General features: G+C 66.4%; 12 protein-coding genes. 5 read left to right on the plus strand and 7 right to left on the minus strand.

Annotated elements, in window-relative coordinates; all coding sequences use genetic code 11:
* Window positions 1-19 precede the first annotated feature (19 nt).
* The 4 genes from ABDZ95_RS00670 to dnaG form a co-directional block, all read right to left on the minus strand.
* The gene (locus ABDZ95_RS00670) at window positions 20-772 is read right to left on the minus strand and encodes an extensin-like domain-containing protein (protein WP_343788805.1); all 753 of its coding nucleotides are present in this window, start codon (window positions 770-772) and stop codon (window positions 20-22) included.
* A gap of 44 nt (window positions 773-816) precedes the next feature.
* Window positions 817-993 carry a DUF2256 domain-containing protein gene (locus tag ABDZ95_RS00675; RefSeq protein ID WP_343788808.1) on the minus strand — a complete coding sequence of 59 codons (177 nt, stop codon included), beginning with the start codon at window positions 991-993 and terminating at the stop codon, window positions 817-819.
* Between the two features lie 50 nt (window positions 994-1,043).
* Window positions 1,044-2,990: an RNA polymerase sigma factor RpoD gene (gene rpoD / locus ABDZ95_RS00680; RefSeq protein ID WP_343788811.1), complete on the minus strand. Its 1,947-nt coding sequence runs from the start codon at window positions 2,988-2,990 to the stop codon at window positions 1,044-1,046.
* A 69-nt stretch (window positions 2,991-3,059) separates the two neighbouring features.
* Window positions 3,060-4,928, minus strand: a complete 1,869-nt coding sequence (gene dnaG, locus ABDZ95_RS00685; RefSeq protein ID WP_343788814.1) for a DNA primase — start codon at window positions 4,926-4,928, stop codon at window positions 3,060-3,062.
* 213 nt (window positions 4,929-5,141) lie between these two features.
* Here dnaG and ABDZ95_RS00690 point away from each other — a divergent pair, with 213 nt between their 5' ends.
* Window positions 5,142-5,408, plus strand: coding sequence for a hypothetical protein (locus tag ABDZ95_RS00690; RefSeq protein ID WP_343788817.1), 267 nt, complete (start codon window positions 5,142-5,144; stop codon window positions 5,406-5,408).
* A gap of 2 nt (window positions 5,409-5,410) precedes the next feature.
* Here the strand turns inward: ABDZ95_RS00690 and carA are convergent, their stop codons facing one another.
* The 3 genes from carA to ABDZ95_RS00705 all read right to left on the minus strand — a co-directional run bounded on the left by carA (window position 5,411) and on the right by ABDZ95_RS00705 (window position 8,840).
* The gene (gene carA, locus ABDZ95_RS00695) at window positions 5,411-6,571 is read right to left on the minus strand and encodes a glutamine-hydrolyzing carbamoyl-phosphate synthase small subunit (RefSeq protein ID WP_343788820.1); all 1,161 of its coding nucleotides are present in this window, start codon (window positions 6,569-6,571) and stop codon (window positions 5,411-5,413) included.
* A 47-nt stretch (window positions 6,572-6,618) separates the two neighbouring features.
* Entirely contained in the window at window positions 6,619-7,956 is a 1,338-nt protein-coding gene (locus ABDZ95_RS00700) for an amino acid permease (RefSeq protein ID WP_343788823.1), read from the minus strand.
* A 68-nt stretch (window positions 7,957-8,024) separates the two neighbouring features.
* Window positions 8,025-8,840 carry a hypothetical protein gene (locus ABDZ95_RS00705; RefSeq protein WP_343788826.1) on the minus strand — a complete coding sequence of 272 codons (816 nt, stop codon included), beginning with the start codon at window positions 8,838-8,840 and terminating at the stop codon, window positions 8,025-8,027.
* Between the two features lie 193 nt (window positions 8,841-9,033).
* On the opposite strand from ABDZ95_RS00705, the gene ABDZ95_RS00710 reads away from it, so the two are divergent.
* The 4 genes from ABDZ95_RS00710 (at window position 9,034) to carB (ending at window position 17,111) form a co-directional block, all read left to right on the plus strand.
* A complete protein-coding gene (locus ABDZ95_RS00710; protein ID WP_343788829.1) occupies window positions 9,034-9,738 on the plus strand; it encodes an HAD family hydrolase in 705 nt (234 codons plus the stop codon).
* A gap of 193 nt (window positions 9,739-9,931) precedes the next feature.
* On the plus strand, window positions 9,932-13,300 hold the full coding sequence (locus ABDZ95_RS00715; protein WP_343788832.1) for a TonB-dependent receptor domain-containing protein: 3,369 nt from the start codon (window positions 9,932-9,934) through the stop codon (window positions 13,298-13,300).
* A gap of 183 nt (window positions 13,301-13,483) precedes the next feature.
* Entirely contained in the window at window positions 13,484-13,801 is a 318-nt protein-coding gene (locus tag ABDZ95_RS00720) for a ribonuclease E inhibitor RraB (protein WP_343788835.1), read from the plus strand.
* Between the two features lie 10 nt (window positions 13,802-13,811).
* Complete coding sequence (gene carB / locus ABDZ95_RS00725; protein WP_343788838.1) at window positions 13,812-17,111, plus strand: carbamoyl-phosphate synthase large subunit; 3,300 nt, start codon at window positions 13,812-13,814, stop codon at window positions 17,109-17,111.
* Window positions 17,112-17,147 lie beyond the last annotated feature (36 nt).

Here is a 17,147-nt window from a genome sequence, read left to right on the forward strand (position 1 = left end):
GCCTCCCGACCGACGCCCGTCAGCGACAGAAACGGGTGTCGGTTGCCTCGAGGTGCAGGTGGTCCCGGTGCACGGCGTTGTAGTCGGGGCTGAGCACCGTACCGAAGATGCGGCAGGCGTCGTCCCGTATCCGTCGCAGGAACCGAGCCTCGTGCGTATCGCCGTACCAGTCATTGGTCAGGGTAATCCGCCGCCCGTCCCGCAGCCGAACGCCCGACACGTCTAGCGCCATCGCCTGGGCGTGGGCGCTGATCCGGTTGCTGGCCCCGCCGTTGTTCACATTGCGACAGGCATAGGCGCCGAAGTGGTCGATCTGGACCACGTCCGATCCCAGAATCTCCCGCGCCGCCGGCTCCAGCGACTGCCGCCGCCAGATACTGACGGCCAGCGCCGTGCGGCACGTCATCTCCACATCGCCGGGCGTCATGCGGGCGATCGTGCCGTAGTCGGCTCCCAGAACGCCTCCCGAGACCAGCCCGCAAGCCTGCGGATCACCCTTGTCCGGCACGGGCCGGAACGTCACGCGAGCAGCGGTCAACTGAGCCACGCACTGGCTGAGTTCGGCGCTCTCGCGGATCACCGCCGAACGTGTGCCCCCATCCAGCGGCGAGTCTACCAGTCCGCCCACGAGCGGCGCCTCGGTGCGCGACGGCGCGGCCGGCCAGCTCGTTCCGGGCGGAGGCGGCGGAAAGTCCGGCAGCATGCGTCCGCAGCCTGCCAAGATCAGGAAGCCTGACACGACGGTCGCGAAGGAGCGAAGAGCGAAGCGCATGACGCAGACGCTATGCTGATTTGCGCGTCAGGCCGACAAGAGGATCACGACGCCGGTTTGCCAGCCTGCGCCCGACATCGGTCCGAGCAGAACTTCACCTGCTCCCAGTCCCGCGCCCACTTCTTTCGCCATGTGAACGGCAGGCCGCAGGTCGCGCACACCTTGGACGGCAGATCGCTCTTGTCCGGCGCGCGGCCCAGATTGACGTGTTTGCGGCTCATGGCGCTCGAAAGAAAAAGGGCGGCTCTTCCGAACCGCCCTTTGTTCAGGATCAGCTGTCGAGGAACGACCGCAGCTTCCGCGACCGCGACGGGTGCTTCAGCTTGCGCAGGGCCTTGGCCTCGATCTGACGGATGCGTTCGCGGGTGACCGAGAACTGCTGACCGACTTCCTCGAGGGTGTGGTCCGTGTTCATTCCGATGCCGAAGCGCATGCGCAGGACGCGCTCCTCGCGCGGCGTCAGGGACGCCAGCACGCGGGTGGTGGTCTCGCGCAGGTTCGACTGGATGGCGGCGTCGATCGGCAGGACGGCGTTCTTGTCCTCGATGAAGTCGCCCAGGTGCGAGTCTTCCTCGTCCCCGATCGGGGTTTCGAGCGAGATCGGCTCCTTGGCGATCTTCAGGACCTTGCGGACCTTCTCCAGCGGCATGGCCAGCTTCTCGGCCAGCTCTTCCGGGGTCGGCTCGCGGCCGATCTCGTGCAGCATCTGGCGGCTGGTGCGGACGATCTTGTTGATCGTTTCGATCATGTGCACCGGGATACGGATGGTGCGCGCCTGGTCGGCGATCGAGCGGGTGATCGCCTGACGGATCCACCAGGTGGCGTAGGTCGAGAACTTGTAGCCGCGACGGTACTCGAACTTGTCTACCGCCTTCATAAGACCGATGTTGCCTTCCTGGATCAGGTCCAGGAACTGCAGGCCGCGGTTGGTGTATTTCTTGGCGATGGAGATCACGAGGCGCAGGTTGGCCTCGACCATTTCCTTCTTGGCCTGACGGGCCTCGCGCTCGCCCTTCTGGACGGTCTGGACGATGCGGCGATAGTCGTCGATCGGCAGGCCGGCCTCGGTGGCCACGGCGGCGACGTCGCCGCGGATCTGGGCGATCTGGGTCGCCTCGTTGTCGCTGAACTTGGTCCAGCGTACGCCCATTTCCTTGACGCCCTCGGCCCAGTTCGGATCCAGTTCCTTGCCGAAGTAGGACTTCAGGAACTCCGGACGCGAGATGCCGTAGCTGTCGGCCAGGCGCAGCAGCCGGCCTTCCAGACCCATCAGACGCTTGTTGATCGCGTACAGTTGCTCAACCAGCGCCTCGATGCGGTTGTTGTTCAGCTTCATCGTCTTCAGGCGACCCGAGATATCGGCCGTCAGTTGATCGTAGGCCTTCTGGTCCTTGGCGCTTAGCACCTCGCCCTTCAGGCGCGCTTCGACCAGCTTGTCCTGCAGCTTGCGGAAGCCGCCGAAGTCGGCCGCGATCGCGTCGAGGACTTCCATGACGCCGTCGCGCAGCTCGGCTTCCAGAGCCGAGATGGACATGCCGCCGCCATCGTCGAAGTCGTCGTCGTCCTCTTCGCCCTCGGGCTTCTCCTCGTCGCCGGCTTCTTCTTCCTTCTCCGCCGCTTCACCGGCCGGGGGCTGGTTGTGCGGCAGGGACGAGGGATTCAGCACGCCATAGGTGGCGTCCAGATCAATCACTTCGCGCAGAAGGATGCGATTGTTCGCCAGTTCATCGCGCCAGACCATAATGGCCTCGAAGGTCAGGGCGCTTTCGCACAGACCCGAGATCATGGCGTCGCGGCCAGCCTCGATGCGCTTGGCGATGGCGATCTCGCCCTCGCGGCTCAGCAGCTCGACCGAGCCCATCTCGCGCAGGTACATGCGCACCGGGTCGTCGGTGCGGTCGTATGCGGCCTTGGCCGGCGTCTCGGCAACCGAGGTCTCGGCGCGCTCGGCGACTTCACCGCCCTCGCCATCCTTCTGCTCGGCGTCTTCTTCCGCCTCGACGACGTTCACACCCATCTCGCTGAGCATGGCCAGGGTGTCCTCGATCGCGTCGGGGGTCACCTCTTCGGACGGGAGGACCTTGTTCAGCTCCTCCATCGTCACATAGCCCTTGGCCTTGGCTTGCTTGATGAATTTCTTGACGCCGGCGTCGGTAAGGTCGAGCAGCGGGCCGTCGCTCTGAACTTCGGCTTCCTGCGTCTCGGTCTGCGAGCTCATTCAGTCATTTCTCCGGGTGAAAGGCTGATCAGGCCCTTCTCCAACTACAACGTGTGGCGGGCTCGTTGGTTACGATCCCGCGCTGTCTTCCCAAATCTCTCCGGTTTTGATCGCACGGCGAAGCGCGTCCCGCTCGGCCTTGAGCCGGCGAAACGCCTCGTCCTGCCCCGGCACGCCACGCGCCGAAGACAGGGCGTCTTCCAGGGCGGCGACACGGGTTAACGCATCGAACGCCTGCGACCATCGGATCCTCGTCTCGCCGAGGGGCTTGTCTGCAGCCAGGAAAGGCGCGCCGGACTTTGCCGCCGCCTTCTCGACCTCACGCATCAAGACGTCATGACCCGATTGCGCCAGATGGCGTCGCAGGGCGGCCGAGTCAAGGTCCTGACCCGAGAAGCGTAGCCGAACCATCTCCTGCGCGAGGCCGTCCAGCGATGGATCGCCGAAGCCATGCGCGGCGATCGCCTCCAGATGGTCGTCCATTCGTTCCGGATCATCGATGGCGCCGTGGGCCAGGGCCGCGGCCACCGGCTCGATGGAACGGCTGAGCGACTGCATCGCCTGCGCGCCCTCGGCCGTCTGTCCGAGCACCGGCGGAGGCCCGCCCCAGCGACGACCGCCCTGCCCGCCCTGACCCTGCGCCGGGCGCGGCGCGGCGCGGGACGGGAACAGGCCATCGAAGCGGTCGAACAGTTCGCGGCGGTACTGTTCCGCCAGATCCTTGTCCTGAATCGTGGATGCCTGTTGCCGCAGACGGCCCTTGAAGCCGGCGCGACGCTCGGGCGTGTCCAGTTGCTCGGCCTCGGCCTCCTTCTGGAACAGCACTTCGGCGAACGGCTTGGTGAGGGTCAGCGCCTGACGCAGCGCGGGAGCGCCTTGGTCGCGCAGGATGTCGTCCGGGTCCTTGCCGCCCTCCAGCAGGGCGAAGCGGAACGAACGACCGGCTTTCAACTGCGGCAGGGCGCGGTCGATGGCGCGATAGGCGGCGCGACGGCCGGCGGCGTCGCCGTCGAAGCACAGCACCGGCTCGGACGACACGCGCCACAGCCGCTCCATCTGCTCCTCGGTCAGGGCCGTGCCCATCGGCGCTACGGCGGGGATGCCCGCCCGCTGGCAGGCGATCACATCCATGTAGCCCTCGACCACGACGATGCCCTGCTCGCCCTTGCTTTCGGCGCCGAGGATGCGCCGCGCTTCCGGCAGGCCGTACAGGGTCGCTCCCTTGTGGAATAGCGGGCTCTCGGGGCCGTTCAGATATTTGGCGCGATCGTCCGGGTTCATCGCCCGGCCGCCGAAGCTGACGATACGGCCGCGCGCGTCGAGAATCGGGAACATCAGACGGTCGCGGAAGCGATCATAGGGTTGGCCGCCGCCCTCGGGCGAGATCAGCAGGCCGGCCTCGACCAGATCTCCGGGGCGCGCGCCGCGCTGGATCAGGGCGTTCTTCAGGCCTTCGCGGTCATTGGGCGCATAGCCGAGGCCAAACCGCTCCCACTGATCCTCGGGCAGGCCGCGCTTTTCCAGATACTCGCGCGCCGCCTTGCCGGGCGAGCGGCGCAGGTTGGCCGCGAACCATTTCTGGGCGAGGTCCATCCAGTCGTTCAGCCCCTGTCGCTTCTGCTCGCGCTCGGCCGCCTGCGGGTCCTCGGCCGGCAGGGCCATGCCCGCCTCCCCCGCCAGCCGCTGCACGGCCTCGACGAAGGACAGCCGCTCGGTTTCCTGCAGGAAGCTGATGACGTCGCCGTGCTTGCCCGAGCTGAAGTCGTGGAAGAAGCCCTTGTCGTCATTGACGAAGAAGGACGGCGACTTCTCCTTCGAGAAGGGCGACAGGCCTACATACTCGCGGCCCTGACGCTTGAGCTTCACCGTCCGCCCGATGATATCGGACGGGCGAAGGCGGGCCTTCAGTTCCTCGATGAAGCGGTCGTCGAAGCGCACAGCCGCCTTATAGCGCGCGACTCGCACAAGCGGTGGCATTTACCTTTTATTAACCACAAAGGCGAAATCGCGGCGTTAAGCGACTGATTTTCTACGCAATTATGCGGAACAATCCACAGGCCCTGTGGATTACCCACGGGTCCGTCCCAGAATGAGACGGGTTCTGACGGTGCAGCGGCGAAGCCGGCTCGGCCTTCCTTGAAAGCAAGTTCAATGTTCATCGCCATCGCCCGCCCGGCGGTGGAGCCCGAAGGCCCCGACGCCGTCGCCGTCCCCGGTTCCCCGCTGATCCCTCAAGTCTCGCCACGCGCCCTGCACGCCCGGCTGCTGGAGAACGCGGCGCTCCGACGGCTACGCGGCCAGGAACGCAGGCGCAGCAACCGGATGGAGGACGCCGACTACTGGCTGCACGCCGCGCCGGTGGCCGTCCGCAAGGCCGCAGCCCTGAGGGAAGAGCGCAGCTTCGCGCCCCTGCCCTAGGCTCAGACCTTCATCGAGTCGGCGAAGCGCTGGAACAGGTAGAGGCTGTCCGTCGGCCCCGGCGAGGCTTCCGGGTGGTGCTGGACGCTGAAGACCGGGCGGCCCTTCAGGGCAATGCCGCAGTTGGTGCCGTCGAACAGGCTGACGTGAGTTTCCTCGACCGCGTCGGGGAGGCTGTCGCGGTCGACCGTGAAGCCGTGGTTCATCGAGACGATCTCGACCTTGCCGGTCGTCAGGTCTTTTACCGGATGGTTCGCGCCGTGGTGGCCCTGATCCATCTTCACGGTCTTTGCGCCCAGAGCCAGCGCCAGCATCTGGTGGCCGAGGCAGATGCCGAACAGCGGCTTGCCGCTCTCGACCAGCTTCCTGATCTCCGGCACCGCGTACTCGCCGGTCGCGGCCGGGTCACCCGGGCCGTTCGACAGGACGACGCCGTCGGGGTTGCGGGCGAGGACTTCCTCGGCCGTGGTCGTGGCCGGGACGACGGTGATCTTCGCACCGGTCGAGGCCAGGGCGCGCAGGATGTTGCGCTTCACGCCGTAGTCGATGACCACCACCGACCGGTCGGTCGCGTCCACGCGCGGGTGGCCTTCCAGCCAATCCCAAAGGCCCTCGTCCCATTCGAACGCCTGCAGGGTCGAGGCGGGCTTGGCGAGGTCGAGGCCGACCAGACCGGTCCAGGCCTTGGCTTGGGCGACCAGGGCGTCGAGATCGAAATTGCCGTCCGGATCATGGGCGATGACCGCGTGCGGCGCGCCGCCGTCACGGATCAGGGCCGTCAGGGCGCGGGTGTCGACGCCCGCCAGACCGACCACGCCGCGGCGCTTCATCCAGTCGTCGAAGCTGCTTTCCGAGCGCCAGTTGGCCGGCTCGGTCGGGACGTCGCGGAAGATCGCGCCGCGGGCCGAGGTGTCGGATCCGCCGCCCATCTGCTCCACATCCTCGACGTTCACGCCGACATTGCCGACGTGCGGGAAGGTGAAGGCCAGGATCTGGCTCATGTACGACGGGTCGGTCAGGATTTCCTGATAGCCGGTCATGGCGGTGTTGAAGACGACCTCGCCCAGGGCCGTGCCGGTCGCGCCGCAGCCGACGCCCTGCAGGATCGTGCCGTCCGCGAGCGCCAGAACACCGGTAACGCCGGGAAGAAGCTGGACGGTCATGGCGCGCTCTCCTGACGCCGGATGCCGGCGAACAAACGGCGGGGTGGTTAGGCCCCCTCCGCCCCGGGGTCAACGCGTGATCCGGACTTTCTCATGAAAGCGAACCATGCGGCGGTCGTCAGGGCGAAGAAGCCCACCGTCGGAAGGATGTATCCGGGGGCGGCGGCGGCCACCGCAGCGGCGGCGAACAGCAGACCCAAGACGGCCAGAATGCGGGCGCCCGGCGTCTTCGCGAGTCGGAACAGGGACAGGGCGCAGATCGCATAGATGGTCAGGGTCAGAACCGAGGTGACGCCGACCAGAATGCCGAACTGTCCGCCCAAGGTGGGCTGACCCGACAGGATGGCGATCACGCTCATGAAGGCCGCGCCCAGCAGGGGCGTAACGATCGGCGTTTTGGTCGGCGAGCCGAAACCGGAGGGCAGGAAGCCCTGCATGGCGGCGGCGCGCGCCGTCTCCCCGCCCATCATGGTCCAGCCGCCGATGGTGCCCAGCGTCTTGGTGATGGCGCAGATCGCGACGATGCCGGCGATCGACGCGCCGAACACCCTGCCGGCCAGATCGGCATAGGGGCTGGTCGAGTGGGCCAGCTGGGCCACGGGAATCACGCCGAACACGGCGACGGTGGCGGCGACGTAGACGACCGTGGCCAGAAGGGCGCCGGCGACCGAGGCCCGGCGCACATCGGTGGCCGGATGGCGGACCCGGTGCGACAGGGCCGCGGCGCTCTCCACGCCCAGATAGGCCCAGAAGATGATAGCCAGCGAGGCCGGGACCGTCTTCAACAGCGGCTCGCCGGACGGGCTCCACGAGGCGGCGAAGAGGTTGGGATCGAAGGCGCTGACGCCCGCGGCGACGGCGATGACGATGGGAATCAGGCCCACGACCAGCGCCACCGCCGCCAGCCACGACGCCGTACGGGCGCCGACGATGTAGGCGGCCGTCGCGATCCAGATCAGGCCCAGATTGCACAGGGTCGCGGCGACCGGGTTCTTCAGGATCGGCCAGAAGAAGCCGAGGTAGCCGGTGGCCGCCACGGCGACGGCGACATTGCCCACCAGACAGGCCATCCAGAAGGCCAGCGAGACATGGAAGCCGGCGAACCGGCCCAGCCCGCGCTCGGCGAAGCCCGAAAGACCATCCGCACCCGGGGCCAGACGGCCGAGCGCGCCGAACACCAGCGCCAGCGTTGCTGCACCCACCGCCGCGACCAGCCAGCCGATCAGGCTGGAGCTCCCGGTCGAGGCGAGACTGACGGGCAGCAGGTAAAGCCCCGAACCGATCATGTTGCCGGCGACCACGAGGGACGCGAGACCCCAGCCCAGCTTCTGGCGATCGGCCAGAAGATCTTCGGGCAGAGGCAGGCTGGACGATTGATCGCTCATGCGGGTTCCGGCGACGAAAGGGCGTTGCGCCCCATAACGGCGAACCGGTCCCCCACGTCAATCTTCGCTCAGGCCCGCAGGGTCTCCATCGAGCAGAAGACGGCGTGAGTCGCCCCCGCCTCTGCCGCAGCCGCGCCCCAGTGCGGCGCGATATTCAGGATCAACACCCGGGACGCCGCCTTGCGCGCCGCCCTGATCAGCCGTTCCGCCTCATGCCAGCCGCGCGGATTGTCGTAGTCGACGGCGGCGAAATCGACGGACAGACAATCGCACCCCGCGCCGACCAGTCGCTCGGCCAGACCGGGATCGGGCGGGATGTGCAGGATGATGCCCCTCTGGTCATTCTCGAAATTCTCGATCGCCTCGGCCACGGCCTGGACGTCGGGCCGATCGGGCATGCCGACGACCTCAACCCACACGCGGCCCGGCGGCGCCTCGGCCTGGTCGCCGGCATAGATCATGGCGAAGCGCCCGTGGCCGGTCGCGACCGTCCGCCAGAACGCCGGCAGGACACCGCCTTCCACATTGCCGGGTCGGAACAGGACGGAGCCATGATTGAGGGTCAGCAGATCGATACGGCGCAGATCCGCGCTCTCCAGCATCGGCCGGCCCAGACCGCGCAAGGCGGGCTCCCCGCCCTTGTGACGAACCAGACGGCGGATGCGGCGACTGACGATCTTGCCGTTCTTCAGCCCGAACACGGGCTGGACGGACAGGGTGATCGACATCTCGCGGCGTGCGCGGGTGACGAGGGGGAAAGTGACGCTGCCCCAGCTCGCCGGGCTGGACGAGACGAACGCTTTCGGCTCGTCCGGCAGTTCCGCGCGGGGCCGATCGCCGCCCGGGCCGTCCACTACGGGTCGCATGGCAAAGACCTCACGCACAGGCGCCTCCTCGTTGCCCGAGCGGAACTCTACCGATCGTGCTGGAAAGCCCCCTGAAACGTGACGGTGCGCCCTATTGGCGAACGGGACGACAACAGAACTGGTGAAGCCGGCATTCACCACGTCGCGACGTGTTGCCCCTGTGTCGCTCCTGCGCGATGACCCGGACCTCAACCTGATACGGCGCCTTCCAATGACCATCACCACAGTCGGCCTCGATGCCGACGACACCCTCTGGCACAACGAGACCATCTTCCGCCTGACACATGATCGGTTCGCTGAACTGCTGGCCGAGCATGGTGATCGCGACCTGATCGAGGCCCGCCTCGCCGAGGTGGAGAAGCGCAACCTTCGACTCTACGGTTACGGCGTGAAGGGCTTCACCCTGTCAATGATCGAGACTGCGATGGAGCTCACCGGCGGCGAGGCCCCGCCCTTCGTCGTGCGTGAAATCCTCGCCGCCGGCCGCGAGATGCTGGCCCACCCCGTCGAGACCCTGCCTGGTGTGGATGAAGCGATCGCCGCCCTGTCGGAAAAATATCGGCTGGTCCTGATCACCAAGGGCGATTTGATGGATCAGGAACGGAAGCTGGCGGCCTCCGGCCTGGGCGAACTGTTCGCAGCCGTCGAGATCGTTTCGGAGAAGGATCAGGCCGTCTACGAGCGCATCTTCTCCCGGCACGGCACCGGAGCGGACGAGGCCGTGATGGTGGGCAACTCGATGAAGTCGGATGTCCTGCCGGCCATCGCTGCCGGCGCGTACGGCGTCCACATCCCCTACGCGATCACCTGGGCTCACGAACTCGCGGACGCGCCGGAGGGACACCCGAGATACGCCGCCCTGACATCCATCGATGAACTGGCCTCATGCATCCATGAGTTGGATGCGCGCACATAACGAGGTTATTGTTCCTCAAAAATGAGAGTTATTTGAACACCGATGAGTTGAAGCAACATTATGTTCGAACAACAGCGAAATATGTCTCAAAAATAACATCAGAGCTTGACCTGACACACATCGGGTGAGTTTTTGTTACAAGTCTGACTTGGGGGAGGCAGGCGCGTGCGAACCTCTCACTCCGGGTCATTTGATGAAATCCAAGCGTACTTATCTGCTCGCCACCTCAGTGTTGGCGGGCATCATGGCCATTTCGGGCACAGCTCAGGCCCAGGACGTCCAAGGCGTTCCGTCCGACATCGCGATACAGGACGATGCTTCGCAGCTTGATGAAGTGGTCGTCACCGGCTCCCGCATCCGTCGCGATCCGACCAATGCGCCGACGCCTCTGATCCAGGTCGGTCGGGACCAACTGCTGAGCACCGGCCAAACCACCGTCATCGACTACCTCGCCACCCTTCCGGCGCTGTCCAACTCGGTCGTTCCGTCGGACACGACGGGTTCGGGCCTCGGTGATGGCGGCCTGTCCCTGCCCAACCTGCGCTCGCTGGGCTCGAACCGGACCCTGACGCTGGTCGATGGTCGCCGTCACGTGGGTTCCAGCGGCGGCTCGCTCGCCGTCGACGTCGACACCATCCCCCGCCTGATGATCGAGAACATCGAGATCATCACGGGCGGCGCCGCCTCGGTTTACGGGGCCGACGCCGTGTCCGGCGTGCTGAACTTTGTTCTGCGCAAGAATTTCGAAGGTCTCGAGATCGACGCCAACTACGGCATGATCAATCAGAACGGCGAGGCCAACCGCCGTATCTCGGCCCTGGCCGGCGCCAACCTGCTGGACGGTCGCCTGAACGTCTACGCGCACGGCGAGTACGAGGAGGTCGACGAAGTCACCTCCATGGACATCGACTGGCTGCGTGACGCGCCGGTGCGGATCGGCGTGGACGCCGACCCGACCAATGCAACATCCGATGGCCTGATCGACTCGCTGACCTATCGCGGCGTTCGCCGCATCGACCTGCCGCGCTGGGGTCAGACGACGCTTGCCAACGCGTCGCAGCCGAGCGCCCTGAACAACCCGAACGTCCCGTACGAGGACTGCTTCGATGGCGGCAGCTTCACCTACAGCGCCAACTGCTTCGGCGTGCAACCGGGCAAGACCTACTGGTACGAGGGCTCCGGCGCCCGCTTGGCGAACTTCGGCGAGCGCGTCGGCAATACCGGCATCAACCGCCCGTACAACATCGGCGGCGACGGCGAGAACCCGGCGGAGTTCAGCACCGGCTCGCGGGTGCCGCGCTCCGAAGCGGCCCGCTTCCAGGTCGGTGCGACGTTCGAGGTCACCTCGAACATCGAAGCCTATGCCGAGGCCAAGTACGTCAAGGAAGACACGTTCGACCTGTCGCAACCGACCTTCTACGACATCGACCTGCTGGGCGACGCCGTCGCATCATATGGCCCGGGCCAGGTGAACCCGATCTACAACGTCGCCAACTTCGACCTGCGGGCCAGCGACAACGCCTTCCTGCCGCAGAACGTCAAGGACGCGATCGCGGCAAACGTTTTCAACGTCTACGGAGAGCCGACCGACGGGGCTCCCGGCGCACTGCTGACGTCGATCGCACTGCCCCAGGCCCGTCACAGCATGTTCGGCCCTGACCGGACGCAGGAGAACACCCGCGAACTGATGCGTTTCGTGGGCGGCTTCCGCGGCGACCTGGACGGCATCGGCTTCGTCCGCAACATCAACTGGGACATCGGCTACACCTACGGCGAGGTCGAGATCCAGAACCGTGAACGCGGCACGGACAGCCTGCGCCTGGCGCTGGCGGCCGACGCGATCGTGGACACCGCCGGCATCGTCAACGGCCGCCCAGGCGAAATCGTCTGTCGCGTCCAGGTCCTGCAAGCCAATGGCACGCCGCGGACCGCCTTCGACGCGGACGGGAACCTCATCCAGGCCGGCATCTACGACTACGGTCGTAACCAGGACCTGCGCGACAGCGCCTACGGTCAGGCCTCGATCAACGAGTGCGCCCCGCTGAACGTGTTCGGCAAGGGCAACCAGAGCGCCGCGGCCCTCGACTACGTCGATGCGGTGATCTCGATCACCGAGCGCAATGTGCAGGAGCAGGCGCTGGCTTCGGTCGCTGGCGAGCTGTGGGACTTCTGGGGCGCCGGTCCGATCGGCATCGCCCTGGGCGCCGAGTATCGTCGTGAAGCCACCGAAGCCACCGGCCGCGATCGCGATACGGCCGGCCGTCAGTTCCTGTTCCTGAACAGCGGTCCGGACTTCCCGCAGGCCGAGTACACCAGCGAGGAGTTCTTCGCCGAGCTGTCGGTCCCGCTCTTCCGCGACAGCATGCTGGGCGAGTACGCCGAAGTGAGCGGATCGTACCGGTACGCGGACTACTCGACCGTGGGCAATGTGGACGTCTACGGCGTCAACCTGGTCTACCGTCCGATCCCCGACATCGCGTTCAAGACAAGCTTCAACACCTCGGTGCGGGTGCCTGATCTGGGCGAGAATTTCTCGCCGCTGAGCGAGACCTTCCTGAACGGGATCAGCGATCCCTGCGCCACGCTGGTGATCGCCCAGCAGGACGAGGAGACCCGGAACAACCGGATCGCCAACTGTACGGCCCTGGCCGCGCAGCAGAACCTGTCGTTCGACTTCGCCGGTGACACCGCCACCAACGCCGACGACTACAACCCGGCCTACGTGGGCGGCGTCTCCGGTTCGCTGGGCGGCAATCCGCTGCTGCGCCCGGAGGAGTCGAAGTCGTTCACCTTCTCGACGGTGCTGACGCCGCAGTTCATGCCGGGCTTCTCGCTGGTTCTAGACTACTACGAAATCACCATCGACGACGTGATCTCGGCGGTCTCGGCCCAGACGCTTGCGAACAACTGCGTCAGCGGTGCGGAGCTCAACGAGCAGGCCTGCTCGTCGATCTTCCGGAACAACCCGGACGTCCCGTTCGGAATCGGCGCGCCGGCCAGCGATCCGATTGGCGGCTTCATCCAGCGCTCGATCAACTATGCGAAGCTGGAAACCCGCGGGCTGGACTTCACCGCGCGGTACCGCATGGATCTGGAAGAGTGGACGGGCCGGAACTGGGGTCGTCTGGACTACGCGCTGGGCGGCATGTGGCTGATCGAGCAGAAGGAGTTCCTGAACGCCGACGACGCGTCGGACTTCACCGAGCTCGCCGGCACGGTCTACTACCCGAAGGTCCGCCTCAGCTCGTCGCTGACCTGGACGCCGAACGACATCTGGAGCGTCAACTGGACGGCTGACTGGCAGGCCGCGCAGGACAGCGTCCAGATCCGCGACGCGGTTCTGAACGTCGACCAGCGGCCGTACTCGGAGTTCAACACGGGCGACTTCACGCGCCACGACTTCACGGTCCGCTGGAACGTTCGCAACGACCTGTCGGTCCGCGCGGGCGTCGTGAACGCCTTCGATGCGGAGCAGGCGAGCTACCTGGGGACGACGCTCTATTCGAACTTCGACCCCTACGGCCGTCGCTTCTTCATCGGCCTGAACTACCGTCCGTTCTAAGGGACGATCGGTTCGGAAAAGCAGGGGGCGGTCCGAAAGGGCCGCCCCTTTGCAATTCGGGGGCGGAACATGCTTGCCCTCGGGGTCCGCTGTCTCTAGACGGGCCGCTTAGCCGACAACCCGATCCCCTCCGCGCAGCCCCCCGCCGCGCCGGGTTTTCGCGCGCGAAAGGATCGCCTCGCCGTGACCGCCTCCGACGTCAGCCATGAAGAGCGCGACGCCATGGTCCGGGCGTCCCTCGAGACGCATGGCGACAGCGGAATCACGCCCCGGCACACCCTGTTCTACTTCTATGGGGACGACGAGGGGCTGGGCGAGCTGAACGAGGTCGCGCGCCGGGCGGGCTACATCACGCGCGGAGACGCGGAATCCCTGGTGCTGGAGACGACCATGCCCGTGGACGCCGCCTCCTTCGCGCCCGTTTCATCCATGATGCAATCCTGGGCCGCGGCCTTCCAGCTGGACTACGACGGCTGGGAATGCGCGGTCGTGACGAACTGAGTAGACGCCGATGCCCAAACGCACAGACATCCAGTCCATCCTGATCATCGGCGCAGGCCCGATCGTGATTGGTCAGGCTTGCGAGTTCGACTACTCCGGCGTCCAGGCGTGCAAGGCGCTGAAGGCCGAGGGATATAGGGTCATCCTCGTCAACTCCAACCCCGCCACGATCATGACCGATCCGGAAGTGGCGGACGCGACCTATATCGAGCCGATCACCCCGGAGATCGTCGAAAAGATCATCGCCAAGGAGAAGCCGGACGCCCTGCTGCCGACCATGGGCGGGCAGACGGCGCTGAACACGGCGCTGGCCCTGCACGAGGCGGGCACGCTGACGAAGTACGGCGTCGAGATGATCGGGGCCAAGGCCGAGGTCATCGACAAGGCCGAGGACCGGCAGAAATTCCGCGACGCCATGGACAAGCTGGGCCTCGAGAGCCCGCGCTCCAAGGCGGCCCACTCGATGGAAGAGGCTCTGGACGGGCTGGAGTTCGTCGGCCTGCCCGCCGTCATCCGCCCCTCCTTCACCCTGGCCGGCACCGGCGGCGGCATCGCCTACAACCGCGAGGAGTTCGAGGAGATCGTCCTGCGCGGCCTCGATCTGTCGCCGACCACCGAGGTGCTGATCGAGGAATCAGTGTTGGGCTGGAAGGAGTACGAGATGGAGGTCGTCCGCGACACGGCGGACAACTGCATCATCATCTGCTCAATCGAGAACGTGGACCCGATGGGCGTCCACACCGGCGACAGCATCACCGTGGCCCCCGCCCTGACGCTGACCGATAAAGAGTACCAGCGCATGCGCACGGGCTCGATCAACGTCCTGCGCGAGATCGGGGTCGAGACCGGCGGTTCGAACGTCCAGTGGGCGATCAATCCGAAGGACGGCCGCATGGTCGTCATCGAGATGAACCCGCGCGTGTCGCGCTCGTCCGCCCTGGCCTCGAAGGCCACCGGCTTCCCGATCGCCAAGGTCGCCGCCCGTCTGGCCGTCGGCTACACCCTGGACGAGCTGACCAACGACATCACCCAGGTCACGCCGGCCTCGTTCGAGCCGAGCATCGACTACGTCGTCACCAAGATCCCGCGCTTCGCCTTCGAGAAATACCCGGGCTCGGAGCCCCTGCTGGGCACTTCGATGAAGTCCGTGGGCGAGGTCATGGCCATCGGCCGGACCTTCCAGGAATCGATGCAGAAGGCCCTGCGCGGTCTCGAAACTGGTCTGACCGGCTTCAACGAGGTCGAGATCGACGGCGTCGCCGACGTCCAGGACGACGCCTCGGCCAAGGCCGCCGTGATCCGCGCCCTGGGCCAGCCGACGCCGGACCGCATCCGCGTGATCGCCCAGGCCTTCCGCCACGGACTGACCGTTGAGGAGGTCGAGGCGGCCTGTTCGTATGAGCCATGGTTCCTGCGCCAGATCGCCGACATCGTCCGCACCGAGGGCCATGTCCGCGTGCAGGGCCTGCCGACCGAGGCGACCGCCTTCCGCAAATTGAAGGCCAAGGGCTTCTCGGACGCCCGTCTGGCCCAGTTGACCGGCTCGACCGAGAAGGCCGTCCGCGCCGCCCGTCGCGCGCTGGAAGTGCGCCCGGTGTTCAAGCGCATCGACACCTGCGCCGCCGAGTTCGCCAGCGCCACCGCCTATATGTATTCGACCTATGAGACCGGCGCCCTGGGCCAGGTCCCGCAGAACGAGGCCCAGCCGTCGGATCGCCGTAAGGCCGTCATCCTGGGCGGCGGACCGAACCGGATCGGGCAAGGGATCGAGTTCGATTACTGCTGCTGCCACGCGGCTTTTGCGTTTGCCGACATCGGCGTCGAAAGCATCATGGTCAACTGCAACCCCGAGACTGTGTCGACCGACTACGACACCTCGGATCGCCTCTACTTCGAGCCGCTGACGGCCGAGGACGTGCTGGAGCTGATCGACATCGAGCGCTCCAATGGCGAGCTGATCGGCGTGGTCGTCCAGTTCGGCGGCCAGACGCCGCTGAAGCTGGCGCACGCCCTGCAGGAAGACGGCGTGCCGATCCTGGGCACCACGGTCGACTCGATCGATCTGGCCGAGGACCGCGAGCGCTTCCAGCAGATGCTGCACGACATCGGCCTGAAGCAGCCGCCGAACGGTCTGGCTCGCAGCGCCGAGGAAGCCGCGCAGAAGGCCGATGAGGTCGGCTATCCCGTCGTCCTGCGTCCGTCCTATGTGCTGGGCGGCCGGGGCATGATGATCGTGCACGATCGCGAGCAGCTGGATCGCTACGTCCATGAGGCGATGCAGGTGTCGGGCGACGATCCGGTCCTGATCGACCACTATCTGAACCGCGCCACCGAGGTGGACGTGGACGCCCTGTGCGACGACGAGACGGTTTTCGTGGCCGGCGTGCTGGAGCATATCGAGGAAGCCGGCGTCCACTCGGGCGACAGCGCCTGTTCGATGCCGCCGTGGTCGCTGAGCGCGGACACCGTGGCCGAGCTGAAGCGCCAGACCGAGGCCATGGCCCGGGCGCTGAAGGTGCGCGGCCTGATGAACGTCCAGTTCGCCATCGAGGAGCCGCACGGCGCCAATCCGCGCATCTTCGTGCTGGAAGTGAACCCGCGCGCCAGCCGCACGGCGCCGTTCGTGGCCAAGACCATCGGCCAGCCGATCGCGGCCATCGCCGCCAAGGTGATGGCCGGCGTGCCGCTGAAGTCCTTCGGCCTGATGGACAAGCCCTACGACCACATCGCGGTGAAGGAGGCGGTCTTCCCGTTCGCCCGTTTCGCCGGCGTGGACACCATCCTGGGGCCGGAAATGCGCTCGACCGGCGAGGTCATGGGTCTGGACTGGAAGCGCGAGGGCGAGGCCGACATGGCCCCCGCCTTCGCCCGCGCCTTCGCCAAGTCGCAGATCGGCGGCGGCACCACCCTGCCGACCAGGGGCTGCGCCTTCGTATCGGTGAAGGACGAGGACAAGCCGTTCATCATCGACGCGGCGAAGACGCTGCTGGCCGAGGGATTCACCCTGATCGCGACCGGCGGCACTCACGCCTATCTGGTCGAGCAGGGCCTCGAGGTCGGGCTGGTGAAGAAGGTGCTGGAAGGCCGTCCGCATATCGTCGACGCGATGAAGAACGGCGAGGTCCAGTTGGTCTTCAACACCACCTCGGGCAAGCAGTCGCTGCAGGACAGCTTCAGCCTGCGTCGCACGGCCCTGATGGGCAAGATCCCCTACTACACCACCGCCGCGGGGGCCTTGGCCGCCGCGCAGGCGATCGGGGCGATCAAGGCGGGCGAACTGGATGTTCGTCCGATCCAGGACTACGGATAACCCCCCGCCTCCGCTCATCCCCGCGGAGGCGGGGAT

Origin of the sequence: Brevundimonas kwangchunensis (genome assembly GCF_039523815.1) — a bacterium.
Taxonomy (GTDB): Bacteria; Pseudomonadota; Alphaproteobacteria; order Caulobacterales; family Caulobacteraceae; genus Brevundimonas; species Brevundimonas kwangchunensis.